This is a genomic window from Stenotrophomonas sp. 14P6.2.3, from assembly GCF_057799055.1.
In genome coordinates this window covers 111,214-136,854 of the sequence record NZ_JBYOLA010000010.1, presented here as the reverse complement: position 1 = coordinate 136,854, position 25,641 = coordinate 111,214, and the positions used below count along the sequence as shown (strand labels likewise).

Genomic DNA, 25,641 nt, shown 5'->3' with positions numbered 1-25,641 from the left:
GACGCATGGCGTCGATCTACTTGTAGAGCCGAGCCCATGCTCGGCTCAGGCATCGAAACAGCGGAGCGCAGGCTCGGCTCTACACCGGAATGCCTGCAGCCAACCCCGGCAGTTCGCGCAGGTCGTCGATCACCGCAACCGCGTGCGCGTTGTCCAGGTCCAGTCCGCGCGGATAGCCGTAACGCACCAGCGCGATCGGCATGCCGGCGTCTTCGGCGGCGCGGTAATCGGTAAGCGAATCGCCCACCATCAGGCACGCATCGACGGGCAGTTCGAAGTGCGCGGCGATATGCCGCAACGGCTCACCGCTGGGCTTGCGCTGCGGCAGCGAATCACCGCCCAGCACCAGCGCGAAGGCCTCGGCGATGCCCAGGTGCTGCAGCAACGGCGGCACCAGCGCGGCCGGCTTGTTGGTGCAGATCGCCAGCGGTACGTTCAACGCGCGCAGTTGCGCCAGCGCTTCGACCACGCCATCGAACAGCTGCGGGCTGCGCAGCAGGCATTCGCGGTAGTGGACCATGAAGGTCGGCATCACCGCTGCCAGATCGATCTCGCGCCCGGCAGCCTGCACCGCCTGTTCGACCAGCCGGCGCACGCCGTCGCCGATCCAGCCCAGCACGGTGGCTTCGGGTACGCGTGCCAGGCCGATGTCTTGCAACGTGCGGTTCAGTGCTTCGGCGATATCGGCGGCGCTGTCGACCAGCGTGCCATCGAGGTCGAACACGACCAGCGGATAGGGATACGACAAGGGACGGCTCACTCGTGCAACGTGGGGCCGTCCATTGTACGCCCGCGCCTTCAGCCGACCCGGCGTGCGCGGGTGGCCAGGAAGGTCGGCAGGTAGCGGTCGATCAGGAAGCGCGGCTGCGGTTGCCAGTCTTCCATGAAGCGATCGATGACGAACCCTGCATCCAGCTGCCCGGCGATCAGATCACCCAGGCTGTGGCCGAATGTCAGCGCTTCGCCACGGGCCAGCTTTGCCTCGCGTGCGGCCGGCTCCAGGTCTTCCAGGTCGGAATAGGGAATCGCGTACTGCGGGCGGATCAGGCCCTGCTCACTCAACTGTGCGTCACGCGCGGCGACGAACACCACCGGATTGTAGAAGCTGGCCATCAGCAGGCCATCGCGCGCCAGCACCCGGCGGCACTCGCCCCACACAGGGCGCACGTCGGGCACATACAGGTTCGAGATGGGATGGAACACGACGTCGAAGCTGTCGTCGGCAAAGGCCTGCAGATCACGCATGTCACCCTGCACGGTGCGCAGCGACAGACCATCGCGGTCGGCCACAGCGCGGTCCTGCGCCAGCTGCCCGTCGGAAAGATCGAACACGGTCACCTCGGCGCCTGCCGCAGCAAGCACGGGCGCCTGCTGGCCACCGGCCGAGGCCAGGCACAGGATGCGCCTGCCCCGCACATCGCCCAGCCAATCCAGCGGCAGCGCACGCGGCGTCAGGTGCACCTGCCAACGCCCCTCGCGGGCGGCGGCAATCGTTGCGGCATCCACCGGTCGCGACCACTCGCGCACCTCGCTGGCCTGGCGGTCCCAGGCAGCACGGTTGTGGTCGATCAACGCCTGTCCATGGTTCATGTGTTCTCCTTGCCCGAAGGGCGCCAGTCCAGATCCTGGAAGGCCGGGCTCGCGAAGCATTCGGCGAGGAAGTCCAGGAATCGCCGCATGATAGCGGGCTGCTGTCGACGCGACGCGTACACCGCATGGATGCCGAGCTCGTCAAGGCTGTACTCGGGCAGCAGTTCGATCAGTTCGCCACTGCGCAGCAACGGTGCGACCTGGTAGGTCGGCAACATGGCGATGCCGGCATTGGCGCGCACGGCCTCCAGCAGCAGCGACGCTTCATTGGCACTGATGTTGCCGCCCACCGCAACCGACAACGAACGCCCTTCGCGATGCAGCTGCCATAGGCTCTTGCCGACGTAGTGATGGGTCAGGCAGTTGTGCGCGGCGAGATGTTCGGGTGCAGTCGGCGTGCCACGTGCCTGCAGGTAGGCCGGCGTCGCGCACAGCACCGAGCGGCAGATCGCCAAGCGACGTGCGATCAGGCTGGGATCGATCTGCCTTGCGATGCGCACCGCCAGGTCGACGCGCTCCTCCACCAGGTTGACCATGCGGTCGACCAGCAGCAGTTCGATGCGTGCGGCCGGATGGCGCTGCACGAACGCGGCCACCGCGCGCGCCAGATGGCTCTGCCCGAACGACACGCTGGCGGTAATGCGCAGCGTTCCGTGTGGCTCGGGATCGTCGCTGGCCAGCTCGCCCTGCAGTTCCTCGCCGATTGCCAGCATCTGCCGGAAACGCGCCAGCGCGGCTTCACCGGCCCCGGTCAGGCTGACCCGCCGCGTGGTCCGGTGCAGCAGCCGCGCGCCCAGCCAGCCCTCCACCTCGGCGAGGTAGCGGCTGACCATCGCCCGCGACATGTCCAGCACCTCGGCGGCGGCGGTCAGGCTGCCGCGCTCGGCAACTTCGACGAACACGGTCATGGCGGTCAATCGGTCCATCTGCTCGATCCATGCAACAAACAAGCGCGTTATACGCTGTTTTTCGAGCGACTGCAGCGGCCTACAGTGGCCTCATTCCCCAGCCCCACCCCACGGAATCCTGCCATGAAGATCGCCCTCGTCGGTGCCACCGGCAATATCGGCCGCCAGATCGCCCGCCACGCGCTGGCCAACGGCCACCAACTGACCGTCATCGTGCGCAGTGCGCAGGACCTGCCGGCCGAGCTGGCCGGCGCCCATCCGGTCATCGCCTCGCTGGACGACCAGGATGCCCTGGTCGCCGCCATTGCCGGCCACGATGTGCTGGCCAGCGCCTACGGCCCGCGCCCGGGCGACGACATCGGCCGCGTCGGCGAAGTTGCCGCGCAGCTTGCAGACGCCGCCCGCAAGGCCAACGTGCCGCGCCTGGTGGTGGTCGGTGGTGCCGGCAGCCTGGAAGTCGCCCCCGGCGTGCAGCTGGTCGACACCCCCACCTTCCCGGAGGCCTACAAGCCCTACGCGCTGGCCCACCGTGAAGCCTTCAACCGCCTGCAGGCAGTGGATGACCTGGACTGGACCTTCTTCTCGCCGGCGGCCGAAATCGGCCCGGGTGAAGAGCGTGGGCAGTATCGCGTGCAGCCCAAGGCCTTCCTCGCCGATGCCAGCGGCCACAGCCGCATCAGCTACGCCGACTACGGCGCCGCGTTCGTCGCCGAACTGGAAGCGCGCAAGTACCCGAAGCAGATCATCACTGCAGCGTATTGATCATGGCGCCCGCCGGCCTGCCCGCCCGCCCGCCGGGCATGGCCCGGCGCTACCCACCTGTAAAGCCGAAGGCAACGGCAGGAGCCGTTGCCAACGTCGCTTGCGACGGCCCGTAGGGGGCCGGGCAAGGACGCCCGGCATAGCCCACGCTCGGCTCGATATCCCAAAGGACACCTCCCATGCGTACCGCTGCCCTGCTGTTCCCCCTCGCGCTGGCTGCAGGTTCCGCCAGCACCCCGCTGCTGGCCGCACCGGCCGCGCCTGCGCCTGCCAGCGCCGCGAAATCGCAACTGCGCCTGCAGACCTTCCATCCCGGCCCGCAGGCGATGTTCTCGGTGTCCTCGGTGCTGATCGAAGGGCGCAACGATGCGATCCTGGTCAACGCGCAGTTCGCTGCCGGCGATGCGCGTCGGCTGGTCGAGCAGATCCGCGCCAGCGGCAAGCAGCTGACCACCATCTACATCAGCCATGGCGATCCGGATTACTACTTCGGCCTGGCCACCGTGCAGGACGCGTTCCCGCAGGCGCGCATCGTCGCCACCGCGCAGACCGTGGCGCATATCCGTGAATCCCAGGCCGGCAAGCTGGCGTACTGGGGGCCGAAGATGGGCGCCGACGTTCCCGCACGCATCGTGGTGCCGGCGGTACTGGAAGGCGATGCACTGCAGCTGGAAGGCCAGCGCCTGCCGTTGATCGGCCTGGATGGACCGACGCCGGACCGCAGCGTGCTGTGGGTGCCGTCACTGCGCGCGATCGTCGGTGGCATTCCGGTGGTGGCCGGCGAGCATGTGTGGATGGCCGATACGCAGACGCCGAAGTCGCATGCCGATTGGCTGCGCACGCTGCAGCAGCTGCAGGCGTTGAAGCCGAAGGTGGTGGTGCCCGGTCATTACGCAGAGGGTGCGGCACTGGATGCCAGTGCGTTGCGCTTCACGGCGGAGTACATCCGCGCCTTCGATGTTGAATCAGCCAAGGCCAAGGACAGTGCGGCGTTGGTGAAGGCGATGCAGGCGCGCTATCCGAAGCTGGCGGGCGTGGAGTCGCTGGAGTTGAGTGCGAAGGTGGCCAAGGGCGAGATGCAGTGGCCGTAAGGTAGGGGTTTTCTTTTGCAGGGCTGCGCCCTGCACCTGCCGAATCGACGGCAACGGCAACGGCAAAAGCGGGCATTCCGTGGGTTGGCGGGGTGGGTCCGGTTGCGGGGGACGCTGCAAGTACGTCCATGTAAGCTCGGTCGCCGCATCCATGCGGCTCACGCCCCCGCAACCGGACCCACCCCGCCTTCGACAGATTTCCGCAATCTGTCTGGATGGCATGGCCTGCCCTTGGTAGGTGTCGACCTTGGTCGACACGCAGATCCAGACATGCGTGGATGAACAATCAGGATCGGTCGGTCGGGGTGTGCTCGAACAATTCGCCCTGCACTACCGGCTCCTTTTCACGGAAGCCGCCGAGGCCGACGCCGACCAGGCGGTAGCGGGTGTCGGCGGGTAGATCTACACGGGCGCGCAGTGCCAGCGCGATGTCGCGCAGTTCGGCCATCGATTCCGGCGGGCGTTCCGGGGTGAAGCTGCGGGTGAGGAGGCGGAACTGCGCGGTCTTCAGCTTCAACACCACGGTGTGGCCGATGCGTTCGGTCTTGCGCGTGGCATGCCAGGTCTTCTCGGCCAGCTGCACGATCGCTTCAGCCAGGTCTTCCAGCAACAGGTCCTCGGCGAAAGTGTCTTCGGAGGAGATCGACTGCACCTGCTGGTCAGGCTCCACCGGACGCTCGTCGACACCGCGTGCGCGGTTGTACAGGCTGCGGCCGAAGCTGCCGAAGGCTTCTTCCAGATCCGGCAGCGTCCACTGCCGCAGGTCGCCGCAGGTGACGATGCCGCGCGCTGCCAGTTTGCCTTCCATCACCTTGCCGACACCGGGCACGCGGTTCACCGGCAGCGGCAGCAGGAACGCATCCACCCGCTGCGGCGGAATCACGAACTGGCCGTCGGGCTTGCGCCAGTCCGAAGCGATCTTGGCCAGGAACTTGTTCGGCGCGATCCCGGCTGAAGCAGTCAGGTGGGTTTCCTCGCGGATCTGTGCGCGGATGGTGCGGGCGATGTCGGTGGCCAGCACGATGTCACTCTTCGGCACCGTGACATCCAGATAGGCCTCATCCAGTGACAACGGCTCGACCAGGTCGGTATGGCGCAGGAAGATCTCGCGCACGTGGCGCGACACCGCCTTGTAACGTGCGAAGTCCGGCGGCACGAAGATCGCGTCCGGGCACAGGCGCTCGGCGCGCAGGGCCGGCATCGCCGAACGCACGCCGAACACGCGCGCCTCGTACGAGGCGGCACACACCACTGAACGCGCGCCGCGCCATGCCACAACCACCGGCTTGCCGCGCAGTGACGGATCGTCGCGCTGCTCCACCGACGCGTAGAAGGCGTCCATGTCGACGTGGATGATCTTGCGCAGTGCGTTCATGGTTGGCCCACATGATACCTGCACCGTAACCGTCCAGACGCCGAAGTATGGTCGTTGTGCATCAACGGGATGCGTGGTTTCAGCTGAAAACACTACGCACGCGTACGGAGACGCGGTTTGATATCCGCCTGATCCGTCGTGCATCCTCGGGAACTCGTTGCCTTGTTTTCGCTTCCAGGATTGCGCTTTCCATGACTCGTCTCCACGCGTTCAACCGCGACCAGCTGCTGGCCAGCGCACGCGGTGAACTGTTCGGCGCTGCCGCCGGCCGGTTGCCCAACGACCCGATGCTGATGTTCGACCGCATCACCGAAATCCGCGAGGACGGCGGACCGCATGGCAAGGGCATGGTACGCGCCGAACTGGATATCCGTCCGGACCTGTGGTTCTTCGGCTGCCACTTCATCGGCGACCCGGTGATGCCCGGCTGCCTGGGCCTGGATGCCATGTGGCAGCTGACCGGCTTCTTCCTCACCTGGCTGGGTGCGCCCGGCAAGGGCCGCGCCCTGGGCTGCGGCGAAGTGAAGTTCACCGGCCAGGTGCTGCCCGATGCCAAGCTGGTGCGCTACGAGATCGACATCAGCCGCGTCATCAACCGCAAGCTGGTGATGGCCCAGTCCGACGCGCGCATGTACGTGGACGACCGCGAGATCTACAACGCCCGCGACCTGCGCGTGGGCCTGTTCACTGAAACCGGGAGCTTCTGATGCGTCGCGTCGTCATCACCGGCATGGGCATCACGTCCTGCCTCGGCAATGATCTGGATACCGTTTCGGCCGCCCTGCGCGAGAGCCGCGCCGGCATCACCGCGCTGGCCGACCACGCCGAAGCCGGCCTGCGCAGCCAGGTCGGCGGTCGCGTCGACCTCGACCTGGACGCGCTGATCGACCGCAAGCAGAAGCGCTTCATGAGCGATGCCGCCGCCTTCGCCTACCTGGCGATGGCCGATGCCATCACCGATGCGGGCCTGACCCCGGAACAGGTCAGTGGCCTGCGCACCGGCCTGATCGCCGGTTCCGGTGGTGGCTCCAGCGAATGGCAGGTGGGTGCGGTCGATCTGCTGCGCAGCCGCGGCGTGCGCAAGGTCGGTCCGTACATGGTGCCGCGCACGATGTGCTCGACCGTGTCGGCCTGCCTGGCCACCGCATTCCAGATCAAGGGCGTCAGCTACTCGCTGTCGGCCGCCTGCGCGACCTCCGCACACTGCATCGGCGCGGCTGCCGACCTCATCCGCCACGGCGCGCAGGACATCATGTTCGCCGGTGGCGGTGAAGACCTGCACTGGTCGATGAGCGTGATGTTCGATGCGATGGGTGCACTGTCCACCAGCTTCAACGACACCCCCGCGAGCGCCTCGCGCCCGTATGACAAGGACCGCGATGGCTTCGTCATCGCCGGTGGTGGCGGCATGCTGGTGCTGGAGGATTACGACCACGCCGTGGCACGTGGCGCGCATATCCATGCCGAGCTGATCGGTTATGGCGTGACCTCCGATGGCGCCGACATGGTCGCCCCGTCCGGTGAAGGTGCCGTGCGCTGCATGAAGATGGCGCTGCAGAACGTCGACCGTCCGCTGGATTATCTCAACACCCACGGCACCTCCACCCCGCTGGGTGATGTGACCGAGCTGGGTGCGATCCGCGAGGTGTTCGGTGATGCGATTCCGCCGCTGTCCTCGACCAAGGCGCTGTCGGGCCATTCGCTGGGTGCTGCCAGCGTGCATGAAGCGATCTACTGCCTGCTGATGATGCGCGACGGCTTCGTGGCCGGTTCGGCCAACATCGGCGAGCTGGACCCGAGGGTGGAAGGCTTCCCGATCCTGCGCGAAAGCCGCGAGCAGAAGCTGGACACGGTGATGTCCAACAGCTTCGGCTTCGGTGGCACCAACGCGGCGCTGGTGTTCGGCAGGGTGTGATCTGAAAGCGTGCCGACCAACGGTCGGCACCCACCAGAGCGGTTGCCATGGATGTAGAGACGAGCCCATGCTCGGCTCAGTGCCAACCAAGGTTGGCAGCTACCTCGGCAACAGCGGCAGCAGCAGCGCGTGGGCGTCCACCAGCGAGCCGACGATGCGGTGGCCCAGCGCGCGCAGTTCTTCATCGGGATGCACCAGGTCCGGCACCTGGATCACGGTCATGCCCGCAGCCAGCGCGGCACGCGTGCCGGCCGGGGAATCCTCCAGCGCCAGGCAGCGTTCCGGTGCCTTGCCCAGCCGCTGCGCGGCCAGCAGGTAGATGTCCGGTGCCGGCTTGGCCCGCGCCACGTCGCCACCGGCGATCACCGCATCGAAGTACGGCAACAACCCGGTCGCCGCCAGCTTGCGGTTGGCCCGCGGCTGTCGGGTCGAGGTCGCCACCGCACGCGGCACCGCGTGCGACTTCAACAACTCAAGCAGTTCCAGGATGCCCGGGCGCAGCGGCAACCCTGTCTGCGTGCGTTCCTCGTACAGATCATGGCAACGCGCGGCCAAGGCCTCGATCATGCTGTCTTCGATGCCCTGCTGGCGCAGCAGCGCCTGGCTGTCGCGGTCGCCAAGACCGACCATGCGCACGAAGAAGCTGGCATCCAGCGGCAGGCCAAATTCCTCCGCCGCTTCGCTCCAGCAGGCAAGCGACACGCGCTCGCTGTCGATCATCAGGCCGTCCATGTCGAAGATGACGGCGTCGGGCAGGAACGGCAGCGCAGCGATGGAGGTCATGGAGCGAACAACGTATCCAGGTCGGTGGAGGTCAGCAGCCGCCATTGCCCTTCGGCCAGTCCCTGCAGGTCCAGGCCACCAACACGGCTGCGATGCAGTGCCTGCACGTGGTTGCCTGCGGCAGCGAACATGCGGCGTACCTGATGGTAGCGGCCTTCGTGCAGTATCAGGCGCGCCTTGCGCGGCCCGAGCACCTGCAGTTCAGCCGGCAGCAGGGGCGTCTTCTCCGCTTCCAGCATCAGCGTGCCGCTGGCAAACAGCGCCACCTCGTCACCACGCAGGTCGTCGGCCAGCTCCACTTCGTAGACCTTGGGCAGCTTCGACTTCGGCGAAATGATCCGGTGCAGCAGGTTGCCGTCGTCGGTCAGCAGCAACAGGCCGCTGGTCTCGCGGTCCAGGCGGCCGACGGTGGACAGCACCGGGTCGCGGTCGCGGAAGCGCGGCGGCAGCAGGTCGTAGATCAGGCGGCCCTTGTCCTTGGTCGAACAGGTGTAGCCGGCCGGCTTGTACATCGCCAGCGACAGGCCCACCGGCGGGTCCAGCGGCTCGCCATCGACGCGCACCGCTTCATGCGGCACCTGGTCGTCGGCATACAGCACCTCGCCGTCGGCGTCGGTGACGCGGCCTTCGCGGAACATCCACTGCACCTGCTTGCGGCTGCCGTAGCCGAGGTTGGCGATGAGCTTGACCAGTTTCACCGGGCCTTCCCCTTGCCCTTCACTGCCTCGACCAGCTTGAAGCCATCGCGCTCGGCAACCACGCGCACCGCGCCGAAGCTCTCGTTGAGCGTGTACTCGTACGGCAGGTGACGGTTGGCCACCACGTACAGGCGCCCGCCCGGGCGCAGCGCCTGCGCGGCTACGGCGATGAAGCGCTGGCCGATGTCCGGACGATCCGCACGCGAGGGCGTGTGGAACGGCGGGTTGCTGATGATGACGTCGTAGTCCGGCTCGATGCCGGCGGTGACATCGCGCCACAGGAAGCGCAGCGGCACCGGGCGCGGTGGCGGCGCGAGGTTGAGTTCGGCCAGGTCCAGCGCGCGCTTCTCGGCCTCGTACAGGTCCAGCGCGGTGATCTTCGGGCAGCGCTCCAGCAGCTCGCGCGACAGGTAGCCGTAACCGGCACCGAGGTCGGCCGCACGCCCGGCCAGGTCGGCCGGCAGATGTTCGGCAAGCAGCGCCGAGGCCGGGTCGATGCGGTCCCAGGCGAACACGCCCGGGCGGCTGAGGAAACGGCCGCCGACGATCGGCCGCACTGCGTCCAGGCTGCCCCAGCGCTTGGCCACGTCCGCATCGTGCTGGCCCTGCAACGGCGCGGTCCAGAACACGCGGCAGTGGTTCTTGGTCAGGCTGCCGCCGAGGCCGGCCAACTGCTTGAGGTCGCCTTCGCCGGAGCGGGCGCCTTCGTTGTTGTGCTGGCAGGCCACGATGCGGCCACCCTCGGCGACCAGCGCCAGGGCGCGGGCGAACAGCGCGCGGGCTTCCTCGCGCTGGCGCGGCGGCAGCACCAGCACCAGCGGGTAACGGCCGCGGCCGGCAACATCATCCAGCTGGCCGCTGACGGTCCAGCCAGCGGCCTGCTGCAGCGGCTGCGCGAACGGGGCAAAGCTCTGCTCGCAGTCGACCTCGCGGCCGCCGGCCTGCTCGCGCAGGGGCCAGCCGTCACGGGCGCGCAGGAAGGCCACCGGACCCTCCGGCCAGCGCAGGGCGCCGCTGGAGAACGGCAGGAACAAGGTCTGCAGGGGGGCGTCGTCGCTGGATGCCATCGGCGCGGGTACTGGAAGCGTGAGGGCCGTCCATTGTACCGGCTTGTCCGGCCCGGCCCCGGCCGCCGCTTTGCGAAACTTCAACGTTGCCTTGATGCCGCAGCAACATGCCAGCGTTCAGGGTAGAAGCTCCCCCGCAACTCCTGGAGATCCTGCATGCGCGCCTTGTTCGTCGGAGGTGTTGTCGACAACAGTGAAATGGACCTGGAAGGCAGCCATCCCCCCGTGCATTACCCGGAGGACACCGGCGGCGGCCATTCCCGCTACCGCCTGCACCAGGTCGGCCACGGCGCCGATGGCAGCGTGGCCTACGCCGTCTATGGCGCGCCGGACCTGGCAGACGATGAAGTGACCCGGGTAGCCGAGGAGCGCGCCTATGCGCGCAGGTTCGAGGCGACGGCAACGCTGTTCGAGCATTGATAGGCCTGTAGCGCCCGAGCCAATGCTCGGGCGGCGGCGCAGCCGCGCGGACGGCAGCCGAGCATGGGCTCGGCTCTACATCGGATCAAGGCGCCGTGGGCGGCAGCTCGCGGATGCTGGCGATTTCATCCAGCCACACGTGATGCTGCTGCACCGGTGTATCGAGATCGTCCAGCCGCAGCTGGCCGTTGCTGCCTTCGTCGCCGGCCTCGTTGCGGTACTGCTGCAGCGTCGGCTGCACCGCGACCGTGCCCAGTAGGCGGCGGCCGTCGTGCAGGGTCAGCTGCACCTGAGTTTCCCCGTGCAACTGCGGCAGCAGGGCTTCCAGGCGCGCGATCTGCGCGGCATCGGTATGGATCCGGGGAGCAATACGGGACATCGACAACCTCCTGCGTGCAGACGTGCAGGGTCGCCGATTGGCCGTGAATGCTCAGTGCAGCAGGCTGTCCCCGCGCGTGGCCTGCACGCGCCGCACCACACCCACCAACTGGGCCACCGAATACGGCTTGGCCACATGCTCCTGGAAGCCCGAGGCCAACGCACGGCGACGGTCATCAGCACGCGCCAGTGCCGTCACCGCCACCGCAGGCAATGCCGTGGCATCCACGCCCAGGTCCTCGCGCAGCGTGCTCACCAGGCCATAGCCATCCATGCCCGGCATGCCGATGTCGGTCAGCAGCACGTGGTACTGCAGGTGGCCATTGTCGGCCAGCAGCACCAGTGCCTCGCCCGCAGAGCTGGCCGCGGACACGCTGGCGCCCTGCTCTTCCAGCATGCGCCGCAGGTACTCCAGCACTTCTGGCTGGTCTTCCACGGCCAGCACATGCAGGCCGCGCAACGGGTACGGTTCGACCACCATCGGTTCCAGGATCGGACCGCTGACGACCTCACGCAGCGGACGCCGTTCGGCATCGGGCAGGTGCTGTGGCAGGCGCACGGTGAAGGTGGCGCCGTGACCATGGCCATCGCTGGCCGCACTGACCGTACCGCCGTGCAGTTCTACCAGCTGCTGCACGATCGCCAGGCCCAGGCCCAGACCGCCATGACGGCGGGTGGTGGTGCCGTCGGCCTGGCGGAAGCGGCTGAACAGATGGTTCAGGAACTCCGGTGCGATGCCGTCGCCGGTATCGCGCACGGTGATCGTCCAATAGTTGCCATCGGCCTGCAGCTGCACGTCGATGCGGCCCTCGGCTGGGGTGAACTTGATAGCGTTGGACAGCAGGTTCCAGAACACCTGCTGCAGGCGGGTGGCATCGCCCAGCACCTGGCACGCCTGCGCCGGCAACTGCAGGGTGACGTCCAGCGCCTTGCCCTCGGCCACCAGCTCCTGCGCGCCCATCGCTTCGTTCAACTGGTCGCGCAGATCCAGCACTTCCACTTCCAGCTGCACCTTGCCCAGCAGCATGCTGCTGAGATCGAGCATGTCCGAGATCAACCGCTTCTGCGCGGTCGCACTGTTGGCGATCACGCCCAGGCCCTTGTACAGCGGACTGGTGGAATCCACGCGCTGCAGCAGCAGTTCGCTCCAGCCCAGGATCGTGGTCAGCGGCGTGCGCAGCTCGTGCGACAGCGTGGCCAGGAATTCATCCTTCAGCCGCGCCATGTTCTCCGCGGCACTGCGTGCGGCGCGCTCGGACTGCAGCAGCTCCTCGCGCGCCAGTTCGATCTCGCGACGCTCGGTGACGTCCGGGCTGCTGCCGGCCAGACCGATGAAACGGCCCATCCGCGAGAAGCGCGGACGGGCGTTCATTTCCAGCCAGCGCCACTGCCCATCGGCGCGACGGGCGCGTACCAGAGCATGCATCGAACGCTGCGCTTTCAGCGCTTCCTGCAGTTCGTACTCGAACACCGACGCATCGTCGGGATGCACCAGGCCGCGCCAGACATCTTCCGGCACACGGTTCTCGTCGCCGCCGAAGAACTCGCTGAAGGCACTGTTGACGAAGCGGGCGTGGCCGCGCTCGTCCAGCACCCACACCGGCATCGGCAAACCATCGGCCAGTGCACTGAAACGCGCCTCGCTCTCGCCCAGCTCCACTTCCATCTGCTTGCGCGCGGTCACATCGAAGAACAGCACGCCCACCAGATCATCGCCCGGCCGGCCGACACGCACCGCATCCACCGCGAACGAACGCCCGAGGGCACGGGCGTCCATCTCGAACTGCGCCGGTCGCCCGGTCCGCGCCACTTCGCCGTAGATCCGGAACCAGTCGCCTTCGTGCTGTGGCTCCAGCGCGCTCATACGCTTGCCGCAGGCATCCTTCAGGCCGGTATGACGCTCGAAGGCATCGTTGACCTCGAGGAAGCGGTAATCGATCGCCTCGTCGCCGTCGAACAGCACCTGGATCACACAGAAACCTGCGTGGATGCGCTCAAGCACGCCATGGTGCAGGTCGGGTTCGGGCGTCGGCACCATCAAGGGTGAGCGCTCCACGAGGGGCGGCAATGTGGACAAGGGCGTGGGGAAGAAAAGACCGGATGGAGGTACAGCATCTTCCAGAGCGCGTATTCACAGCGTCAAGCGCCGTCAGTCAGGGTTGACGACCATGAATTGGCGGCAACTGTTGACGCATTTGACGCTATTGGCCATTGCTGCGGCCCTGCGGCGGGATCACACTCGATCCGAGATCATCATCCTCCCCGCTTCGGGGACGCAGGAGACTGCCATGAAACGTTCGCTTTCAACCGCCCTGCTGCTGGCCGGCATGCTTGCCGTGGGCAGCGTGGCCGCCGCGCCGCGGACGGTAACGGCGCCCGATGCGCCGCGCGCGCTGCAGGCCGATGGCCCGGTCAGCGTGAAGTGGGACGATCCGGCGAAATTCACCGAGCTCCGCCAGAGCAGCAACCGCTTCGAGGCTGAACGCGGTGACTGGGTGCAGCAGCTGGCACGCTACGTACAGACCAGCGCCGCCAAGCCGCTGCAGGCCGGGCAGACGCTGGACGTGACCCTGGTCGATATCAAGCGCGCGGGCGACTACGAGCCGTGGCACGGCCCGCGTGGCAGCGATATCCGGATCATGCGCGACATCTACCCGCCGCGGATCACCCTGCAGTACACGCTGAAGGACGCCAGCGGGCGCATCATCGATGAAGGCGACGCCCGCCTGAGCGACAGCGGCTACCTGCACAACATCGGCCTGAAGAGCGATACCGATCCGTTGCGCTATGAGAAGCGCCTGATCGACGACTGGGTGAAGCGTCAGCTGACCTCGCGCGTCACCGCTGCCCGGTAACCCCGCGCAGCGCGACCCACCGGTAGGTGTCGACCTTGGTCGACACGCATCCACGGCGCCGACCAAGGTCGGCCGCTACCAGCGCCGGTCAATCCTGGTAGACACGTGCCACGCGCTTGACGCCGCACGGCAGCTGGTAGGCACTGACACCGCAGCGCGGGGCCAGCTCGGACAGCGTCGGCGCTGTGCCCCACAGTTCCACCACGCTGCCGACGCCGGCCTGCGCATGTGCGGTCAGATCCACGGTCAGCATGTCCATCGACACGCGGCCGATCAGCCCACCAGGTTGGCCATCGATCAGCACCGGGGTGCCGTTGGGCGCGAACTGCGGATAGCCATCGGCATAGCCCAGTGCGACCACGCCCACGCGTGTGCGTGCCTTGGCGACGAAACGCGCACCGTAGCCGACCGGCTCACCGGCCTCGATCCAGCGCTCGGCGATCACCTTGGACTGCATCGTCATCACCGGGCGCAGGCGCGCGGTCAGCTCGCTGTTGTCCGGCAGCGGGTTGGCGCCGTACAGCATCAGGCCCGGGCGTACCCAGTCACTACGTACGTCCGGCCAGCCCAGCAGTGCTGGCGAATTGCAGACGCTGGTCTCACCTTGCAGGCCTTCGATGGCCTCGACGAAGGTGGCGGCCTGCTCATGGGTACGCTCGCTGTCCAGCTCGTCGGCGCGTGCCAGGTGGGTCATCAGTACGATGCGCGCCACCTGCGGCAATGCAGACAGACGTGCGTGCGCGGCGCGGAAACCGGCAACGTCCAGGCCCAGCCGGTGCATGCCACTATCCAGCTTCAGCCACACCGTCAGCGGACGCGGGCTGTCGAACGCGGCCAGTGCTTCCAGCTGCCACGGCGAACCCACCGAGAACCACAGGTCATGCTCGGCCACCAGCGCCATTTCGCTGGGCTCGAAGATGCCTTCCAGCAGCAGGATCGGTGCACGGATACCGGCCTGGCGCAGTTCCAGTGCCTCTTCGATCGTGGCCACACCGAAGCCGTCGGCCTCGCCTTCCAGTGCCTGCGCGCAGCGCACCGCGCCATGACCATAGGCATCGGCCTTGATGATCGCCAACGCCTTGCCACCACCCAGTTCACGGGCCAGACGGTAGTTGCTGCGCAGTGCGCCCAGATCGATCAGCGCGCGGGCAGGACGCATGTGCGGTTCTCATGTTGCGGGGCGTGGCGGTACTGGCCGTAGCGGAAGATATCCAGGCCTTCGGTGCTGATCTGCGGCTGGCGCGCGCTCATCAGGTCGGCCAGGTAGCGGCCCGAGCCGCAGGCCATGGTCCAGCCCAGCGTGCCGTGGCCGGTGTTGAGGAACAGGTTGCGGAACGGCGTAGCGCCGATCACCGGCGTACCGTCGGGCGTGGCCGGGCGCAGGCCGGTCCAGAACTCGGCCTTGGCCAGGTCGCCGCCCTTCGGGTACAGATCGCGCACCACCAGCTCCAGCGTCTCGCGGCGACGCGGCGACAGTGACAGGTCGAAACCAGCCACTTCGGCCATGCCGCCGACGCGGATGCGGTTGTCGAAGCGGGTCACCGCAACCTTGTAGCTCTCATCGAGGATGGTCGAGGTCGGCGCCATCGCCGGGTCGGTGATCGGCAGGGTCAGCGAGTAGCCCTTCAGCGGATACACCGGCAGGCGCATGCCCAGCGGCGCGACCAGCCCCGGTGAATAGCTGCCCAGTGCGACCACGAAGCGATCCGCGGTTTCCAGCTTGCCGCCGATCCGCACGCCGGTGATGCGGTCGCCGTCGAATTCCACACCGGTGATGTCCTGGTCGTAGCGGAACTCGACACCCGCTTCGGCCGCCATCTGCGCCAGGCGGCGGGTGAACAGCTGGCAATCGCCGGTCTGGTCGCGCGGCAGGCGCAGCGCGCCGACCAGGCCATCGACGTGGGCCAGCGCGGGCTCGGCCTTGATTATGCCGGCGCGATCCAGCACTTCGTACGGCACGCCGTACTGGGCCAGGATCTCGATGTCCTGCGCCGAGGCATCCAGCTGCTGCTGGGTGCGGAACAGCTGGGTGGTGCCCAGGTCGCGCCCTTCGAAATCGATGCCGATCTGCGCACGCAGCTCGTTCAGGCAGTCGCGGCTGTACTCGGACATGCGCACCATGCGCGCCTTGTTGATCGCGTAGCGCTCGTGGGTGCAGTTGCGCAGCATCTGCCACAGCCAGCGGTACTGGGCCAGGTCCATGCCCGGCTTGATCGCCAGCGGCGCGTGCTTTTCGAACAGCCAGCCGATGGCCTTCTTCGGTACGCCCGGGGCGGCCCACGGCGAGGTGTAGCCGAAGGACAGCTGGCCGGCATTGGCGAAGCTGGTTTCCAGCGCGGGACCGGGCTGGCGGTCGACGACCGTGACTTCAAACCCGGCCTGTCGCAGGTACCAGGCACTGGTGGTGCCGATCACGCCGCTGCCGAGAACTAGGACTCGCATGGAAATTCTCCAACCCGATCATTCCCTGCATTTGGGTGCGCAGGGGCCATAATCGGGGAAGTATATTCTTCCGTTCCTAGGTGATTTGCCTGATTTTAGGAATGCAGGCAGGATATTTTCCTCTGATTCATTCCCCAAGGTTGACGGCCATGACCACCCGCCCCCGCGAACTGGACAAGATCGACCGCAAGATCCTGCGCATCCTGCAGGGCGAAGGCCGCATTTCCTTCACCGAGCTGGGCGAACGGGTCGGTCTGTCGACCACCCCGTGCACCGAGCGCGTGCGCCGGCTGGAGCGCGAAGCGGTGATCACCGGCTATCACGCCCACCTGGACCCGTCGGCGCTGAAAGCCAGCCTGCTGGTGTTCGTGGAGATCAGCCTGGCCTACAAATCCGGTGACATCTTCGAGGAGTTCCGGCGGGCGGCGCTGAAGCTGCCCAACGTACTGGAATGCCATCTGGTGTCGGGCGATTTCGATTACCTGCTGAAGGCACGGATCAGCGAGATGGCCTCCTATCGCAAGCTGCTTGGCAGCACCCTGCTGACCCTGCCGCATGTGCGTGAATCGAAGAGCTACATCGTGATGGAAGAGGTCAAGGAGACCTGGTCGCTGCCGATTCCCGATTGAGTCGGCGGGCGGCAGCGGGGCCAGACCCCGTAGCACGGACTCTGGCCCCTGGCTGCATCAGCGCTGCTGCGGGTTCTTCATGGAACCCTGTTGCGGGTTCTTCTTCTGCTGCTCGTTCGGCTGCTGTTGCTGTTGCTGCTGGCGCTGCTGTTCCTGCGGTGTTTTGCCCTGCTGTTCCTTGCCGGGATGACGGTTCTGCTGGTTGGCCATGATCGTATTCCAAGGGGACGAGGGAAGCGCGGCGGCGGGGATGCCGGCGCAGGTCCACCGTGGTCCTGGCACGGTTAATCGCAGGCGAAAAACGGGTGATGCGGGGCGTGCAGGGTGGGGGGGGCTGTTTTCCGGCGTTCATGTGGGTGGCGGGATTCCTGCCAACGGCTGAGCCCCTCGTGGCTGGGGCCTGGTGCGGCGCTGCGCGTTGGCCGGGCGGGTGGAGTCAGGCGGGGACGCCGTGAACCCGTCCTTGGGGGCTTGGCCGCGGCATCCATGCCGCGGACACCCCGCCTGCCCCCACCCGCCCGACCTCTGACAGGTTCACGCGGGCTCCAGCCACGGAAAGAAGAAAAAAGAGCGACAGCGGGTCGCTGCGCTCTCTTTGGGTTGCGCGATTGGTTGCGGGTGCTGGGGTCAGCGCTTGATCTGCTGGCCGTCGCCGGTGGGTACGCTGTCGTAGTAGCGGCCGGTGCGCGAGTCGAACACGCGGTTGGGGCCGACCGGTTTGACGCCGGGAACGATGCGGCCGTTGCGGTCGTAGACCTTGTCCGGCAGTGCCGGTGCGGGCGTGGGGGTCACCTGGGCCGGGCCGGTCGAGCGGATCGGCTGGGCCGGCTGCGGCGAGGGCAGCACCTGCGGCTGCGGGCGCGATGCCTGCGGTGGCGGGGCTACAGGCGGCGGTGCCACCGTCGAGCTGCTGCGGGTAGTGGTCGGATTGCCGGTGGGAACCTGCGCCTGGGCGAGCAGAGGCAGCAGGGCCGACAACAGCAGGACAAGGCGGGGTTTCATGGCGCGCTCCGGGGTGGTCCACATGCACCCTGCGCCTGCCCCTGTGTGCCGGCCATGAACGGCCATCACACTTGCAAGCGCGTGCCGACACCCCCACGTCTGCGGCATCCCAGGCCACAACCCCACGGAGAGCCGGCATGAGCGCTTTCGATCTGACGCCCCCCACCGCCACGCAGACCGAAGCCCTGGTCGCCGGACTCAGCGCCGAGGAGCGCCGCGTGCTGCTGCAGCACGGCACCGAGGCGCCCTTCTGCGGGGTGTTCCTCGACAACAAGCGTGAGGGCGTATACTGCTGCCGGCTGTGCGCGCTGCCGCTGTTCCGCTCCAGCACCAAGTTCGATTCGGGCACCGGCTGGCCCAGTTTCTTCGCTCCGTTCGACCCGGCACATGTGCGCGAGATCCGCGACAGCAGCCACGGCATGGTCCGCACCGAGATCACCTGCGCCCGCTGCGGCAGCCACCTGGGCCACGTATTCCCGGACGGTCCGCCGCCCACCTACGAGCGCCATTGCCTGAACTCGGTCTCACTTTCATTCACCGGCAACGGCGAGCCCTGGCCCGATCCGCTGCAGCGTGGCGGCGCGGAAGCCGGCGTGGCGGGCTGACACGCGCCGGAATGGCCCGCTGACCGACTTCACAGAATTCCCTCTTCAGAAACACCGGTGTCAGGCCGACAAGGAGATATCCCCCCTCCTTGCGTCGCGCCATGCTCATCATCGTTGGATTCCTGGTCGTCATCATCAGCGTGCTGGGCGGCTACCTCGGCGCACACGGCCGCCTTGGGGCGCTGTGGCAGCCTTACGAACTGGTCATCATCGGCGGTGCCGCGCTGGGTGCGTTCCTGGTCGGCACCCCGGCCAAGACGGTCAAGCAGACGTTGCAGGCCATGGTCGGCGTGTTCAAGGGCCCGCGCTACAAGCAGCAGGACTACATCGATGTCCTCAGCCTGGTGTACGAACTGCTCAACAAGGCCCGTCGTGAAGGCTTCATGGCCCTGGAAGACCACGTCGAGCGCCCGGCCGAAAGCGCGCTGTTCGGCAACTACCCGAAGGTGCAGGCCGATCACCACCTGATCGACTTCATCACCGACTGCCTGCGCCTGATGATCGGCAGCAACATCGAGCCGCACGAGCTGGAGCCGCTGCTGGAGCTGGAGCTGGAGAAGCACCACGCCGAAGCGATGGCGCCGTCGCAGGTGATGAACAAGGTCGCCGACGGCCTGCCCGGTTTCGGCATCGTGGCGGCGGTGCTGGGCATCGTCATCACCATGGGCTCGATCGGCGGCGACATCGTCGAAGTGGGTGGCCATGTGGCCGGCGCGCTGGTCGGCACCTTCCTCGGCATCCTGCTGGGCTATGGCTTCGTCGGTCCGATGGCCTCGGCGATGGAAGCCCGTGCCGAGCAGGACAGCCGCATCTACGAGTCGGTGAAAACTGCCCTGCTGGCCTGCCTGCGCGGCTACAACCCGAAGATCGCGCTGGAGTTCGCCCGCAAGACGCTGCCGTCGAACGTGCGCCCGGCGTTCTCCGACTTCGAGCAGCACCTGAAGACGGTCAAGTAAGCCATGGCCGAGACCAAGCCCACCGTCATCGTCCGCCGGGTCAAGAAGGCCGGCCACGCCGCCCACCACGGCGGTTCGTGGAAGGTGGCCTATGCCGACTTCGTGACCGCGATGATGGCCTTCTTCCTGGTGCTGTGGCTGATGGCCAGCACCAGCAAGCCCGAGCGCGCGGCCATTTCCGAGTACTTCCGCAACCCCAGCCCGCTGGTCGGCTCCAGCGCGACGCCGGCGCCGGGCATGGCCGGGCCGGGCGGTGCCAGCACCTCGATGATCAAGCTGGGCGGCGCCACCGACGTCTCGCGCGGCAACAACAACGATCCCTTCCAGAACCAGCAGAAGGCGATACCGCAGCCGGTGGACGAACAGCAGCGCGACAAGCAGCAGCTGGAAGCGTTGATGAAGGAGCTGCAGGAGGCGATCAGCCGCAGCCAGGCGCTGGAGCCGTTCAAGGACCAGCTGCTGCTGGACCTGACCCCGGAAGGCCTGCGCATCCAGATCGTGGACAAGCAGAACCGGCCGATGTTCGACCTCGGCAGCGCCACCCTGAAGCCGTACACGCAGCAGATCCTGCACGAACTGGCCGAGTACCTGAACCACGTGCCGAACCGGATCAGCCTGACCGGCCACACCGACATCACCGCCTATTCGGCCGCACGCGGCTACGGCAACTGGGAACTGAGCGCCGACCGCGCCAATGCCGCACGCCGTGCGCTGATCGATGGCGGCATGGACGACAGCAAGATCACCCGCGTGGTCGGCCTGTCCTCGTCGGTGCTGTTCGACAGGACCGACCCGCAGAACCCGATCAACCGCCGCATCAGCATCGTGGTGATGACCAAGGCCGCCGAGGAAGCCGCGCTGGCCGGTGCCGGCCCGCAGGTGGGCCTGTCGGCGACCACCGTGGATCCGGACGTGCAGGCTGCGCAGGGGCAGGCCGGGGTCGGATCCCTTTCTGCAGGAAAGGGCTCTGACCCCTGACCGGTTTCCGCCGGGCATGGCCCGGCGCTACCGGATCCCAACGCCCAAAGGGCAGCGCCGGGCCATTGCCCGGCGAGCGCGCAGCGCGGCACCCAGTACAATGGCGGTCTTTCCGATTCCAGGTGATCCCACCCCCATGTCCCAGTCTTCCAAGGCCAAGCGCGACAAGCGCAAGAAGCAGCAGGCCAAGCGCCCGTTCCTCCGTCTGAACGCCCAGCAGCAGGTGCAGAACCATGCCGTGCTGGTCAACGAAGACGGCCAGGCCGTGGCCGCCATCGGCCTGCAGGGCCGCGAGTGGCTGCTGGCCATCGGTGGCCAGACCATGGGCAACGCCGACAACCCGGTGCCGATGCTGGCCATGCTCAAGCACCTGTCCAACGTGCAGGAAGCCGAAGGCCGCAAGGTCACCCTGGAATATTCCGAGCTGATGCAGAAGCTGCTCGACACCCTGGCCGAAGAAGCAGGCCAGACCGCCGAGGAGTACCTGGACAAGCTGGTGGCCGAGTTCGCCAGCGAGCAGGCTGAAGACGCAGCTGCCGAAGGCGAAGCTGCCGATGAAGCGGCTGCGGACACTGCCGGCGCCGAAGGCGCTGCCGACGCCGAGGCCGCTACGGCCGCCGACGCCGACGGCAAGCCGCAGGCCTGATCCGGCGGCGGCGGTGTCGGTCTACGTCGATGACGCGGTGCATCCCTGGCGCGGCCAGCGCTGGGCGCACCTGATGGCCGATACCCTGGCCGAGCTGCACGCGATGGCGGCGCAGCTCGGCATTCCCCCACGCGCCTTCCAGAACAAGGCCAGCGGGGCGCACTACGATGTCACCGCCGAGCTTCGTGCGCAGGCGCTCGCGCTGGGCGCGGTGGCCATTTCCCGGCACGTGGATCGCGTGCAGGTGAAAGCGGTGATCGCCAACGCCAGGGCGCAGTACCGGCCGTAGGCGGGTACGGGCAGCGCCGGGCCATGCCCGGCGAGCGCGCAGCGCGGCGAGAAGCCGCCGGGCATGGCCCGGCGCTACCGGTGACTCTCAGAACGGGTCGCTGCCCAGCCGCACTTCCACGTTCAGCAGCGAGCACAGCGCCAGCAGGGCGTCGTCATCGCGGGTCAGCGCCATCCAGCCACTGAAGCCCTCGTTGCCGGCATCCACGCTCCACAGCGTGTAGTTGTGCTCGCGCAGGCGGTCGAAGGCAGTGCTCATCAGCTGCACGCCGTCCAGGTCTGCGGCGAAATCCTCATCGTCCAGGTCGCCACCCCAGTCCAGCTGCAGGTTGAAGCGCGCTGACAGCTCGTTCACCGCCGACTGCAGCGAATCGAAGTCATCACGCTCGACCTCGAAGCCGGACTGCCAGGCGATGGCGGTGAACAGCGCCGGAAGCCAATCGCTGTCGGCTTCCAGCGGCTGGCCGTCCTCGGACAGATGCTCGCGCCAGCGGTTGAACTGCTGCAGGGCCAGCTCTTCGTCGCCCGGATTGATCAGCACGAGCAGATTCCAGACCCGCGCCTCGAAGTCGTCCTCGTCGAAATCGTGGGCGTCTTCCTCGAAGTCGAAATAGTCGCTGTTGTCAGGCATGGCGGAACATCCTCGGGAGCAGGTGGGCATTCTACGGTTTATCCTGTACCGCTGAAGCCGGCCGTGGTGGCCGTCACTGTGAATGAAGCGATGAGCGATACCCCTCCCGACCACCTGGCGATCAACCCGGCTAGCCCCTTCCACGATGCGCAGGCCCTGGAGCGCGGCGTCGGCGTGCGCTTCAACGATGTCGAGCGCGACAACGTCGAGGAATACTCGGTCAGCGAAGGCTGGATCCGCGTGCAGGCCGGCAAGGCCCGCGACCGTCGCGGCAACCCGATGACCATCAAGGTCAAGGGCAAGGTCGAGGCTTACTTCCTGGAACAGAAGCCGGAATAAGGGCTGAAAGGTGTGCGGACCAAGGTCCGCACCTACCCGAGGTGCACGGTCACTCGCGCTTGCGCGATTCCAGCAGGTCGAGGTTGCGAATCAGCCGCCGTGCGATCTCGTCCGACACCACCCCGCGGCGGGTCAGCCGGAACAGTTCCTCGCGCTCGGCGTTGAGGCCGGCGCTGCGCAGCTGGCGGTAGCCGACCTCCATCCGGTTCACTTTCTCCGGGTCCACGTCGGGGTTGTCGCGGTCCAGATGCCGCTGGTACAGCATGCTCACCCGCGATGCGGCGTCGTTGTACAGCTGCACGTTCTCGGTGTTCTGGTTCAGCACCAGCTGCTGGCGCATGCGCTCCACGCCCGCCAACGCGGCCTTCGAGGACAGCTTGCGGGCCAGATCCTCTTCCTTGCGCTCACCCGAATCGGCCGGCAGCTGCAGGCCCTTCAACAGCTGCGGCAGCGCCACGCTGGCGCCGACCAGCGAGCACAGGATCACCGCGGCAGCCAGGAAGATCACCAGGTCGCGTGCCGGGAACGGGCTGCCATCGGGCAGGAACAGCGGCAGCGTCAACACACCGGCCAGGGTGATCGCACCGCGCACGCCCGCCACCGAGGTGGCCACCACGATGCGCCAGTTCGGTGCCTCGCCATGCTCCAGGCCGCGGCGTCGCGCGCGCAGCAGGTTCCAGCGCAGCGACAGCCACACCCACAGCAGGCGCAGCGCGATCAGCGTCGCGTTGATCACCAGCACGTACACCAGCAGCCACCATGCGCTCTGGTGGCCGCTCTCGTTCATGGTGGTGGTGGCGCGTTCGACGATGCCCGGCAACTGCTCGCCCAGCAGCACGAACATGATGCCGTTGAAGCTGAACTGCAGCATGTTCCAGACGCCGGCACGCTGCACGCGCATGCTGCCGGAAACACGGCCGGTCATTTCCACGTAGCTCATGGAGATGCCCGCTGCCACCGCAGCAAGAATGCCCGAGGCGTTGATCTCTTCAGCCAGCAGGTACGCCGCGAACGGGATCAGCAGGTTGACCAGCATCGCCGCACCGGGCTCTTCGCCGAAGCGGCGCCACAGCCAGCGCTGGAACGTGGACACGCCGAGGGTGACCGCCACGCCGACGGCCAGGCCGGCCACCGCCACCCACAGGAAGGTCAGCGACGCGGTCGCCAACGAGAAGGTGCCGGTCATCACCGCCGCCACCGCGAAGCGGAAGCAGACGAGGCCGGAGGCATCGTTGAGCAGCGACTCGCCTTCCAGGATGTGCATCAGGCGCTTGGGAATCGGCGCCTTGGCGGCGATCGCACCGACGGCCACCGGGTCGGTCGGTGACACGATCGCGGCCAGCGCGAAGCACACCGCCAGCGGCATCACCGGAATCATCCAGTGGATCAGCAGGCCGGCGCCGATCACGGTGAACACCACCAGCCCGAACGCCAGTTCGAGGATCGCGCCCTTGTCGCGGAACAGGCCCTGCTTGGGAATGCGCCAGCCGTCGAGGAACAACAGTGGCGGCAGGAACAGCAGGAAGAACACTTCCGGTTCCAGCGCGTGGCCGCGGTTGAATACCCCGGCGATCACCGCACCGAGGCCGATCTGTACCAGCGGCAGCGGCAACGAGAATGGCAGGACGCGAACCAGGTAACCGCTGGCGACAACGGCCACCAGCATCGCCAGGACGACTTCGATGGTGTGCATGCTTCTTCCACAGGAGCGGCGCGTGGGGCCGGAAAAACCGGAGTGCGCCGGGGGACGGGAAAAAACTTAACACAGCAGGCCGCCACTGCGGCCAGCCATCTGAATGCGCGTCAGGACCGCGACAGCAAGCGCCGCTCGAGCCACGCCAGCGTGTCCCGCTGCATGTCCGCGGACAACGCATGGCCGACCGGGTAGCCACGCAGCTGATGGGCCACGCCCAGTGCCTGCAACCGGTGCGATGCGGCTTCGGCCAGGGCGTAGGGCAGCTTGTCGTCGTCGTAGCCGTGCACCACCAGCGCGTCCAGCCCGGCCTGGCCCACATCAGCCGGGATGCTCGGCGCGATTTCCGGCAGGATGCGCCCGCACAGGATCGCGAAGGACGTCACCCGCTGCGGCTGGGTCAGGGCGACGCTGGCGGCCATGATGCCGCCCTGGCTGAAGCCGGCCAGCGCAGTCTGCCGCGCATCCAGTCCCAACCGCTGCTGTTGGCCAGCCAGCCAATCCGCCAGCAGCAGGCGCGAAGTCTCGGCCTGCGCCGGATCGATCACCGGCCCCTGCGCATCGAAGCGCACCGTGAACCAGCCGAACGCCTGTGGCCCGAAGACCACAGGACCGCGCGGCAGCAGCACGTGCAGGCGCGGGTCGATGGCCGAGGCCAGCGGAAGCAGCGACTGCTCATTGCTGCCCACCCCGTGCAACAGCACCACCAGGCCCTGCGCCGGTCCTTGCGCAGGGCGCTCCAGCACCGGTTGCAGCAGCGGGTTCACGCCGCATCCTGAGCGCGCTCGGCGCCATCGAAGCGGTACAGGTCCATCGCCAGGAAGCCGGCATCGATACCGGCATCGATGCGCTTGGCACCAAAGCCGCCCTCGCCCGCCGCGCCCATCGCGAAGTACAACGGCAGCAGATGCTCGTCGGTGGGGTGCGCACGCTCCGCAAACGGTGCCTGTCGGCGGTAATCGAACAGGGCATCGCGGTCGTTGGCGGCCAGCCGCTGCTCCACCCAGTCGATGAAAGGACGCACGTAGGGCGCTTCCTTGCCGTCCTGGTAGTTGCCCCAGTCGTGCAGGTTGTGGGTGATGCTGCCCGAGCCGATCAGCAGCACGCCCTGTTCGCGCAGCGGCGCCAGTGCGCGGCCCAGCGCGAACTGATGCTGCGGGCCCAGCATCGGCTGGATCGACACCGGTACCACCGGGATGTCGGCCTGCGGGTGCAGCAGGCGCAGCGGCACCCACGCGCCGTGGTCGAGGCCACGCTGCGGATCGAGTGCCACCGGCAGGCCTGCGGCGGCGATGCGACCCGCCACGTCTTCGGCCAACGCCGGGTGACCGGGCGCCGGGTACTGCAGCTCGAACAATTCGCGTGGGAAGCCACCGAAATCGTGGATGGTGGGCGGCTGCGGATGGTTGCCGACCAGCGGCTGCCGGGCCAGCCAATGCGCCGAGGCAATGACGATCGCACGCGGCGTGGGCAGGTCGTGGGCCAGCTCGGCCAGGCGCACGCCGACCTGGCCCGGATGCAGGGCGGTCATCGGCGAGCCGTGGGAGATGTACAGCGAAGGCAGGCGGGACATGATCTTCTCCAATGACA

General features: G+C 67.4%; 30 protein-coding genes. 13 read left to right on the top strand and 17 right to left on the bottom strand.

Translation table 11 applies throughout. The features are described 5' to 3' along the window. Positions 1–79: 79 nt before the first annotated feature. From gph to AC27VL_RS10540, 3 genes are read right to left on the bottom strand one after another with little or no spacing between them, the layout of a single operon-like run. Positions 80–748 carry a phosphoglycolate phosphatase gene (gph, locus tag AC27VL_RS10550; RefSeq protein ID WP_488766343.1) on the bottom strand — a complete coding sequence of 223 codons (669 nt, stop codon included), beginning with the start codon at positions 746–748 and terminating at the stop codon, positions 80–82. 50 nt (positions 749–798) lie between these two features. Then, entirely contained in the window at positions 799–1,590 is a 792-nt protein-coding gene (locus tag AC27VL_RS10545) for a class I SAM-dependent methyltransferase (RefSeq protein WP_488766321.1), read from the bottom strand. Beyond that, on the bottom strand, positions 1,587–2,516 hold the full coding sequence (locus AC27VL_RS10540) for a LysR family transcriptional regulator (protein ID WP_089238466.1): 930 nt from the start codon (positions 2,514–2,516) through the stop codon (positions 1,587–1,589). The genes AC27VL_RS10545 and AC27VL_RS10540 overlap by 4 nt, the downstream gene beginning before the upstream one ends. A 105-nt stretch (positions 2,517–2,621) precedes the next feature. Here AC27VL_RS10540 and AC27VL_RS10535 point away from each other — a divergent pair, with 105 nt between their 5' ends. Both AC27VL_RS10535 and AC27VL_RS10530 read left to right on the top strand, forming a co-directional pair. Next, positions 2,622–3,260, top strand: a complete 639-nt coding sequence (locus AC27VL_RS10535) for an NAD(P)-dependent oxidoreductase (protein WP_099821588.1) — start codon at positions 2,622–2,624, stop codon at positions 3,258–3,260. A 179-nt stretch (positions 3,261–3,439) separates the two neighbouring features. Continuing rightward, on the top strand, positions 3,440–4,351 hold the full coding sequence (locus tag AC27VL_RS10530; RefSeq protein WP_488766318.1) for an MBL fold metallo-hydrolase: 912 nt from the start codon (positions 3,440–3,442) through the stop codon (positions 4,349–4,351). Positions 4,352–4,637: 286 nt separating this feature from the next. Here AC27VL_RS10530 and dinB read toward each other — a convergent pair whose 3' ends face one another. After that, the gene (gene dinB, locus AC27VL_RS10525) at positions 4,638–5,726 is read right to left on the bottom strand and encodes a DNA polymerase IV (protein ID WP_488766316.1); all 1,089 of its coding nucleotides are present in this window, start codon (positions 5,724–5,726) and stop codon (positions 4,638–4,640) included. A 191-nt stretch (positions 5,727–5,917) separates the two neighbouring features. Here dinB and fabA point away from each other — a divergent pair, with 191 nt between their 5' ends. Both fabA and fabB read left to right on the top strand, forming a co-directional pair. Then, the gene (gene fabA, locus AC27VL_RS10520) at positions 5,918–6,433 is read left to right on the top strand and encodes a 3-hydroxyacyl-[acyl-carrier-protein] dehydratase FabA (RefSeq protein WP_025878420.1); all 516 of its coding nucleotides are present in this window, start codon (positions 5,918–5,920) and stop codon (positions 6,431–6,433) included. After that, positions 6,433–7,641 (top strand): beta-ketoacyl-ACP synthase I, encoded by a 1,209-nt coding sequence (gene fabB, locus AC27VL_RS10515; RefSeq protein ID WP_025878419.1) that lies wholly within the window; start codon positions 6,433–6,435, stop codon positions 7,639–7,641. The genes fabA and fabB overlap by 1 nt, the downstream gene beginning before the upstream one ends. 99 nt (positions 7,642–7,740) lie before the next feature. Here fabB and AC27VL_RS10510 read toward each other — a convergent pair whose 3' ends face one another. Genes AC27VL_RS10510 through AC27VL_RS10500 form a run of 3 tightly spaced genes read right to left on the bottom strand, consistent with a single transcriptional unit; the run spans position 7,741 to position 10,189 of the window. Further along, positions 7,741–8,424, bottom strand: a complete 684-nt coding sequence (locus tag AC27VL_RS10510) for an HAD family hydrolase (protein WP_100554636.1) — start codon at positions 8,422–8,424, stop codon at positions 7,741–7,743. Next, positions 8,421–9,122 (bottom strand): pseudouridine synthase, encoded by a 702-nt coding sequence (locus AC27VL_RS10505; protein ID WP_100554635.1) that lies wholly within the window; start codon positions 9,120–9,122, stop codon positions 8,421–8,423. The genes AC27VL_RS10510 and AC27VL_RS10505 overlap by 4 nt, the downstream gene beginning before the upstream one ends. Continuing rightward, on the bottom strand, positions 9,119–10,189 hold the full coding sequence (locus AC27VL_RS10500) for a class I SAM-dependent methyltransferase (RefSeq protein ID WP_100462787.1): 1,071 nt from the start codon (positions 10,187–10,189) through the stop codon (positions 9,119–9,121). Before AC27VL_RS10500 ends, AC27VL_RS10505 begins: the two co-directional genes overlap by 4 nt. A gap of 156 nt (positions 10,190–10,345) precedes the next feature. On the opposite strand from AC27VL_RS10500, the gene AC27VL_RS10495 reads away from it, so the two are divergent. Further along, complete coding sequence (locus AC27VL_RS10495) at positions 10,346–10,609, top strand: hypothetical protein (protein ID WP_025878415.1); 264 nt, start codon at positions 10,346–10,348, stop codon at positions 10,607–10,609. Positions 10,610–10,694: 85 nt separating this feature from the next. On the opposite strand, the gene AC27VL_RS10490 is transcribed toward AC27VL_RS10495, so the two are convergent. Together AC27VL_RS10490 and AC27VL_RS10485 are read right to left on the bottom strand one after the other, a co-directional pair. Continuing rightward, complete coding sequence (locus AC27VL_RS10490) at positions 10,695–10,988, bottom strand: DUF3247 family protein (protein ID WP_100554634.1); 294 nt, start codon at positions 10,986–10,988, stop codon at positions 10,695–10,697. A gap of 51 nt (positions 10,989–11,039) precedes the next feature. Further along, on the bottom strand, positions 11,040–13,025 hold the full coding sequence (locus AC27VL_RS10485; protein WP_488766314.1) for a hybrid sensor histidine kinase/response regulator: 1,986 nt from the start codon (positions 13,023–13,025) through the stop codon (positions 11,040–11,042). Between the two features lie 250 nt (positions 13,026–13,275). Between AC27VL_RS10485 and AC27VL_RS10480 the strand changes: the two genes are divergently transcribed. Further along, positions 13,276–13,842 carry a DUF3016 domain-containing protein gene (locus AC27VL_RS10480; RefSeq protein ID WP_488766312.1) on the top strand — a complete coding sequence of 189 codons (567 nt, stop codon included), beginning with the start codon at positions 13,276–13,278 and terminating at the stop codon, positions 13,840–13,842. A gap of 88 nt (positions 13,843–13,930) precedes the next feature. On the opposite strand, the gene alr is transcribed toward AC27VL_RS10480, so the two are convergent. Together alr and AC27VL_RS10470 are read right to left on the bottom strand one after the other, a co-directional pair. Beyond that, positions 13,931–15,001, bottom strand: a complete 1,071-nt coding sequence (gene alr / locus AC27VL_RS10475) for an alanine racemase (protein ID WP_205405378.1) — start codon at positions 14,999–15,001, stop codon at positions 13,931–13,933. Continuing rightward, positions 14,980–16,284 (bottom strand): D-amino acid dehydrogenase, encoded by a 1,305-nt coding sequence (locus tag AC27VL_RS10470; RefSeq protein WP_025878410.1) that lies wholly within the window; start codon positions 16,282–16,284, stop codon positions 14,980–14,982. The genes alr and AC27VL_RS10470 overlap by 22 nt, the downstream gene beginning before the upstream one ends. Positions 16,285–16,433: 149 nt before the next feature. On the opposite strand from AC27VL_RS10470, the gene AC27VL_RS10465 reads away from it, so the two are divergent. After that, positions 16,434–16,913: an Lrp/AsnC ligand binding domain-containing protein gene (locus AC27VL_RS10465; protein WP_089241164.1), complete on the top strand. Its 480-nt coding sequence runs from the start codon at positions 16,434–16,436 to the stop codon at positions 16,911–16,913. A 57-nt stretch (positions 16,914–16,970) separates the two neighbouring features. Here AC27VL_RS10465 and AC27VL_RS10460 read toward each other — a convergent pair whose 3' ends face one another. Together AC27VL_RS10460 and AC27VL_RS10455 are read right to left on the bottom strand one after the other, a co-directional pair. Beyond that, positions 16,971–17,123 carry a hypothetical protein gene (locus tag AC27VL_RS10460; RefSeq protein ID WP_025878408.1) on the bottom strand — a complete coding sequence of 51 codons (153 nt, stop codon included), beginning with the start codon at positions 17,121–17,123 and terminating at the stop codon, positions 16,971–16,973. A gap of 417 nt (positions 17,124–17,540) precedes the next feature. Beyond that, positions 17,541–17,915, bottom strand: a complete 375-nt coding sequence (locus tag AC27VL_RS10455) for a classical arabinogalactan protein 4 (protein ID WP_100554685.1) — start codon at positions 17,913–17,915, stop codon at positions 17,541–17,543. A gap of 137 nt (positions 17,916–18,052) precedes the next feature. Between AC27VL_RS10455 and msrB the strand changes: the two genes are divergently transcribed. The 5 genes from msrB (at position 18,053) to AC27VL_RS10430 (ending at position 21,389) form a co-directional block, all read left to right on the top strand. Next, positions 18,053–18,520 (top strand): peptide-methionine (R)-S-oxide reductase MsrB, encoded by a 468-nt coding sequence (gene msrB, locus AC27VL_RS10450; protein WP_089238439.1) that lies wholly within the window; start codon positions 18,053–18,055, stop codon positions 18,518–18,520. Between the two features lie 101 nt (positions 18,521–18,621). Beyond that, complete coding sequence (gene motA, locus AC27VL_RS10445; RefSeq protein ID WP_089238437.1) at positions 18,622–19,476, top strand: flagellar motor stator protein MotA; 855 nt, start codon at positions 18,622–18,624, stop codon at positions 19,474–19,476. A 3-nt stretch (positions 19,477–19,479) separates the two neighbouring features. Beyond that, complete coding sequence (motB, locus tag AC27VL_RS10440) at positions 19,480–20,454, top strand: flagellar motor protein MotB (RefSeq protein WP_488766309.1); 975 nt, start codon at positions 19,480–19,482, stop codon at positions 20,452–20,454. Positions 20,455–20,590: 136 nt separating this feature from the next. Continuing rightward, complete coding sequence (locus tag AC27VL_RS10435; protein WP_165376158.1) at positions 20,591–21,100, top strand: hypothetical protein; 510 nt, start codon at positions 20,591–20,593, stop codon at positions 21,098–21,100. Between the two features lie 13 nt (positions 21,101–21,113). Beyond that, positions 21,114–21,389: a DUF4031 domain-containing protein gene (locus tag AC27VL_RS10430; protein WP_089238431.1), complete on the top strand. Its 276-nt coding sequence runs from the start codon at positions 21,114–21,116 to the stop codon at positions 21,387–21,389. A gap of 87 nt (positions 21,390–21,476) precedes the next feature. On the opposite strand, the gene AC27VL_RS10425 is transcribed toward AC27VL_RS10430, so the two are convergent. Beyond that, positions 21,477–22,019: a DUF6630 family protein gene (locus AC27VL_RS10425; protein ID WP_089238429.1), complete on the bottom strand. Its 543-nt coding sequence runs from the start codon at positions 22,017–22,019 to the stop codon at positions 21,477–21,479. A 90-nt stretch (positions 22,020–22,109) separates the two neighbouring features. Here AC27VL_RS10425 and AC27VL_RS10420 point away from each other — a divergent pair, with 90 nt between their 5' ends. Beyond that, entirely contained in the window at positions 22,110–22,358 is a 249-nt protein-coding gene (locus tag AC27VL_RS10420; protein ID WP_025878401.1) for a DUF3297 family protein, read from the top strand. 49 nt (positions 22,359–22,407) lie between these two features. Here AC27VL_RS10420 and AC27VL_RS10415 read toward each other — a convergent pair whose 3' ends face one another. The 3 genes from AC27VL_RS10415 to AC27VL_RS10405 all read right to left on the bottom strand — a co-directional run bounded on the left by AC27VL_RS10415 (position 22,408) and on the right by AC27VL_RS10405 (position 25,624). Continuing rightward, entirely contained in the window at positions 22,408–24,051 is a 1,644-nt protein-coding gene (locus tag AC27VL_RS10415; RefSeq protein ID WP_089238427.1) for a Na+/H+ antiporter, read from the bottom strand. Between the two features lie 110 nt (positions 24,052–24,161). Further along, the gene (locus AC27VL_RS10410; protein ID WP_488766306.1) at positions 24,162–24,818 is read right to left on the bottom strand and encodes an alpha/beta hydrolase; all 657 of its coding nucleotides are present in this window, start codon (positions 24,816–24,818) and stop codon (positions 24,162–24,164) included. Then, on the bottom strand, positions 24,815–25,624 hold the full coding sequence (locus tag AC27VL_RS10405; protein WP_488766304.1) for a dioxygenase family protein: 810 nt from the start codon (positions 25,622–25,624) through the stop codon (positions 24,815–24,817). The genes AC27VL_RS10410 and AC27VL_RS10405 overlap by 4 nt, the downstream gene beginning before the upstream one ends. Positions 25,625–25,641: the final 17 nt, after the last annotated feature.

Coding starts and splice junctions, on each gene's coding strand:
- AC27VL_RS10465 (WP_089241164.1), top strand. CDS start 16,434: ATGACCACCCGCCCCCGCGAACTGGACAAGATCGACCGCAAGATCCTG.
- fabA (WP_025878420.1), top strand. CDS start 5,918: ATGACTCGTCTCCACGCGTTCAACCGCGACCAGCTGCTGGCCAGCGCA.
- AC27VL_RS10545 (WP_488766321.1), bottom strand. CDS start 1,590: ATGAACCATGGACAGGCGTTGATCGACCACAACCGTGCTGCCTGGGAC.
- AC27VL_RS10435 (WP_165376158.1), top strand. CDS start 20,591: ATGTCCCAGTCTTCCAAGGCCAAGCGCGACAAGCGCAAGAAGCAGCAG.
- AC27VL_RS10530 (WP_488766318.1), top strand. CDS start 3,440: ATGCGTACCGCTGCCCTGCTGTTCCCCCTCGCGCTGGCTGCAGGTTCC.
- AC27VL_RS10425 (WP_089238429.1), bottom strand. CDS start 22,019: ATGCCTGACAACAGCGACTATTTCGACTTCGAGGAAGACGCCCACGAT.
- AC27VL_RS10415 (WP_089238427.1), bottom strand. CDS start 24,051: ATGCACACCATCGAAGTCGTCCTGGCGATGCTGGTGGCCGTTGTCGCC.
- alr (WP_205405378.1), bottom strand. CDS start 15,001: ATGCGTCCTGCCCGCGCGCTGATCGATCTGGGCGCACTGCGCAGCAAC.
- AC27VL_RS10455 (WP_100554685.1), bottom strand. CDS start 17,915: ATGAAACCCCGCCTTGTCCTGCTGTTGTCGGCCCTGCTGCCTCTGCTC.
- AC27VL_RS10405 (WP_488766304.1), bottom strand. CDS start 25,624: ATGTCCCGCCTGCCTTCGCTGTACATCTCCCACGGCTCGCCGATGACC.
- AC27VL_RS10420 (WP_025878401.1), top strand. CDS start 22,110: ATGAGCGATACCCCTCCCGACCACCTGGCGATCAACCCGGCTAGCCCC.
- motB (WP_488766309.1), top strand. CDS start 19,480: ATGGCCGAGACCAAGCCCACCGTCATCGTCCGCCGGGTCAAGAAGGCC.
- dinB (WP_488766316.1), bottom strand. CDS start 5,726: ATGAACGCACTGCGCAAGATCATCCACGTCGACATGGACGCCTTCTAC.
- msrB (WP_089238439.1), top strand. CDS start 18,053: ATGAGCGCTTTCGATCTGACGCCCCCCACCGCCACGCAGACCGAAGCC.
- AC27VL_RS10535 (WP_099821588.1), top strand. CDS start 2,622: ATGAAGATCGCCCTCGTCGGTGCCACCGGCAATATCGGCCGCCAGATC.
- AC27VL_RS10480 (WP_488766312.1), top strand. CDS start 13,276: ATGAAACGTTCGCTTTCAACCGCCCTGCTGCTGGCCGGCATGCTTGCC.
- AC27VL_RS10510 (WP_100554636.1), bottom strand. CDS start 8,424: ATGACCTCCATCGCTGCGCTGCCGTTCCTGCCCGACGCCGTCATCTTC.
- motA (WP_089238437.1), top strand. CDS start 18,622: ATGCTCATCATCGTTGGATTCCTGGTCGTCATCATCAGCGTGCTGGGC.
- AC27VL_RS10485 (WP_488766314.1), bottom strand. CDS start 13,025: ATGGTGCCGACGCCCGAACCCGACCTGCACCATGGCGTGCTTGAGCGC.
- fabB (WP_025878419.1), top strand. CDS start 6,433: ATGCGTCGCGTCGTCATCACCGGCATGGGCATCACGTCCTGCCTCGGC.
- AC27VL_RS10495 (WP_025878415.1), top strand. CDS start 10,346: ATGCGCGCCTTGTTCGTCGGAGGTGTTGTCGACAACAGTGAAATGGAC.
- AC27VL_RS10460 (WP_025878408.1), bottom strand. CDS start 17,123: ATGGCCAACCAGCAGAACCGTCATCCCGGCAAGGAACAGCAGGGCAAA.
- AC27VL_RS10500 (WP_100462787.1), bottom strand. CDS start 10,189: ATGGCATCCAGCGACGACGCCCCCCTGCAGACCTTGTTCCTGCCGTTC.
- AC27VL_RS10470 (WP_025878410.1), bottom strand. CDS start 16,284: ATGCGAGTCCTAGTTCTCGGCAGCGGCGTGATCGGCACCACCAGTGCC.
- AC27VL_RS10540 (WP_089238466.1), bottom strand. CDS start 2,516: ATGGACCGATTGACCGCCATGACCGTGTTCGTCGAAGTTGCCGAGCGC.
- AC27VL_RS10490 (WP_100554634.1), bottom strand. CDS start 10,988: ATGTCCCGTATTGCTCCCCGGATCCATACCGATGCCGCGCAGATCGCG.